4 protein-coding genes are annotated in these 2,734 nt (G+C 41.3%); 1 reads left to right on the forward strand and 3 read right to left on the reverse strand.

What is annotated here, in order from left to right:
* Positions 1–928, forward strand: a 928-nt coding sequence (locus RMO79_RS08380) for a DASH family cryptochrome (protein WP_310482661.1), incomplete at its 5' end; no start/stop codon positions are given.
* Between the two features lie 48 nt (positions 929–976).
* On the opposite strand, the gene RMO79_RS08385 is transcribed toward RMO79_RS08380, so the two are convergent.
* The 3 genes from RMO79_RS08385 to RMO79_RS08395 form a co-directional block, all read right to left on the reverse strand.
* Positions 977–1,432, reverse strand: coding sequence for a Fur family transcriptional regulator (locus RMO79_RS08385; RefSeq protein ID WP_310482664.1), 456 nt, complete (start codon positions 1,430–1,432; stop codon positions 977–979).
* A gap of 150 nt (positions 1,433–1,582) precedes the next feature.
* Positions 1,583–2,266, reverse strand: a complete 684-nt coding sequence (locus RMO79_RS08390) for a hypothetical protein (RefSeq protein ID WP_310482662.1) — start codon at positions 2,264–2,266, stop codon at positions 1,583–1,585.
* Between the two features lie 276 nt (positions 2,267–2,542).
* On the reverse strand, positions 2,543–2,734 hold a 192-nt coding region (locus RMO79_RS08395; protein ID WP_310482663.1), incomplete at its 5' end, for a hypothetical protein.

Genomic DNA, 2,734 nt, shown 5'->3' on the forward strand with positions numbered 1-2,734 from the left:
TTTGGGGCTAGCAGCACCCCCAATTGAGTCACGCGGTGTTTTGGCATACCAAGGCGGCGAAACGGCAGGCATCGCCCGACTAGATGAGTATATCTGGCAACGCGATCGACTACGGATCTATAAGGAAACTCGCAATGAGATGCTAGGTGCTGATTATTCTTCTAAATTTTCAGCTTGGCTGGCATTGGGGTGTCTGTCGCCAACCTATATTAACGATCAAGTCGAGAAGTACGAGGACGAACGGATTGAAAATGATTCGACTTATTGGTTGATTTTTGAGTTATTGTGGCGAGATTATTTTCGGTTTATTTGTGCTAAACATGGCACGAAGATTTTTAAAAGATCGGGACTTCAAGGTGTCGATCTCGATTGGAAACAAGATTGGACGAGGTTCGATCTCTGGCGGGAGGGAAAAACGGGATTTCCGTTGGTAGATGCCAACATGCGCGAACTAGCAGCGACGGGGTATATGTCCAATCGCGGACGGCAAAATGTGGCTAGTTTCCTGACTAAAAATCTGGGTATCGATTGGCGGATGGGTGCCGAATGGTTTGAATCTTTATTAATTGACTACGATGTTTGTAGCAATTGGGGCAACTGGAACTATACGGCAGGTGTTGGTAACGATGCGCGTGGTTTTCGCTTTTTTAATATTATCAAACAGTCCAACGATTACGATCGGGAGGGTAAATACGTCAAACATTGGTTACCAGAGCTAGAAGGTATTCCAGCCGCCAAGGTTCATGAACCCGGTAAGCTTTTACCTGTCGAACAAGAACGTTTTGGTGTCAAGATTGGAGTCGATTATCCGCAACCTGTTGTCGATTTATTTAAGTCTGCACGCTCTAACGAAATCATCTACAATCTGGCTTTTAATATCTCTAGTAGTTCTAGCGATCGACCCGTCCCCAAACATCGTTCTAAGTAGCTAAACTCAGGGAATAGGGATGTATGTATTATTTAGATTCCCCATCCCCTAATTTACCGATACGATCGATCGCTGACAGCTCGGACAAACCGCATGAATTGTCAACTGACAGTCGAGCAAATGGTACCCTTCTTTTTTAGAAGTTTTATCACCAATTTTCAGAACGGATTCATTCTTAAATTCGATCGTCTGGTTGCACTTAACGCAGATGAGATGGTGGTGATGGTGGTATGGCTGATTTATTTCATAATGCTTGTGATCTTCGGCTAACTCTAGTTCGCGTAAAATACCCATCCGCGCCATCAGTTTGACAGTGCGATAGATAGTAGACAAACTAATATCGTGTCCTTCGGTATGAAGCAGTTCGCACAGTTCCTCTGCGCTCAGATGTTTGCCTGCTGCTAAATTCTGAAAGATATCTAGAATGACCTCTCTCTGGGGTGTAAGTCGCCAACCCCGTTCGTGTAATTCAGCTTTGAGAGAGTCTGCTGTATAGAATGACATACTCATCACCCGGTTTCGATCGTTAACCTTTATCATATCCGATCTTGGGTTCTGTTTGCAAGAAGCAAGTCTTATTGAGAATAACTCTCTTTTGAGACAGGAGATCCGAGATGATTCCCGATCGACCAAATTTCGACTCAGATCGATCGCCTAACGAGATTTGGTAGAAATAGATAGCACGATCGGTTTTGGCTCGGTAGCTGCGACTTGAATTAATTGCGATCGCGGTAAATTAGGATCGCGTTGGTATTCAAATAATGTTTTACCACCTCGATCTTTATCTAGCTCGACTGACTTAGCGATCGCGATATTTTTAATTCCTGAGTAAGTTTCTACCGATTTACCGTCGATGGTGAGATTGTTAGTAGTAATAAACTCGATTGGTAACTCTACTGGATATTCTCCCCAAACGCTAATTTCAAGATTGCGTAACTTAATTTCGGTATTTCCAGCTAATAACAAAGCGGATAATTCACCGCTACCCGCAGTATCTAACCGAACGAGAATTGCTTTATTCTCTTTAACTCCATACTCGATTGCTTTAAGATTACTAATCGGTTGGATTTGGGGTTTTAAGTTACGTTCATAAATAGTAGTAGGAAAGATAAACCAGTTTGGATTGGGGTTTTGGTTGCGGATTGTCAGATCGAATGTCAATGTTGTTAGCGGCGGCTTACCAGGTTGCAAACGCACCAATTTTATCTCGACAGATGGAGATCGATTTGTTGATATCGGTCGATTAGATTCTGGTTGGGCGAAAGTAGCAGGAATATAGGCGATCGATCCACCTAATATAGTTAGAGTAAATGCGATCGAAAAGAGTTTCGTTTTCATCACAGCCGATCGAGTCGAGTGAGGAGACATATAGTAATCCCAAATTAAGTGATAGTTGTAAATACATGACAATTCGAGATATTGCGGAAATATATTGACAAACTACATAAGACAATGTATCGTAAGATAAATTTTATGAACTAAACTGCTAGGGTAGCTCTATATTTTCGCTACTGCCATAACCAAAAGCGATCGTATCATTAGTATAGGTTCGAGCGTTTATGGAATATTATATTTAAAGATCGAATTTCAAGCTACATTCAATTTCAGAGCTATTTAGTTGAATGTTTTGATTGTATTTAGCATTGCATTATCAAAGAAAAAACCAAAATAATTGCCAAGACCAAAACCAGCCGCTATCAAAAAACCAAACAAAGGGCTTAATTCTACCAATTCATTATTTTCTGCCGCAAGAATACGATATTTAATCAACCTAAGTTCGCCGAAAATCAGCACCAAAATAAGTGT

Origin of the sequence: Chamaesiphon sp. VAR_48_metabat_403 (assembly GCF_031422475.1) — a bacterium.
Classification (GTDB): Bacteria; Cyanobacteriota; Cyanobacteriia; order Cyanobacteriales; family Chamaesiphonaceae; genus Chamaesiphon.

Excerpts from the sequence above, each read along its gene's own strand:
- RMO79_RS08385 (WP_310482664.1), bottom strand. The coding sequence starts at position 1,432 with ATGTCATTCTATACAGCAGACTCTCTCAAAGCTGAATTACACGAACGG.
- RMO79_RS08390 (WP_310482662.1), bottom strand. The coding sequence starts at position 2,266 with ATGAAAACGAAACTCTTTTCGATCGCATTTACTCTAACTATATTAGGT.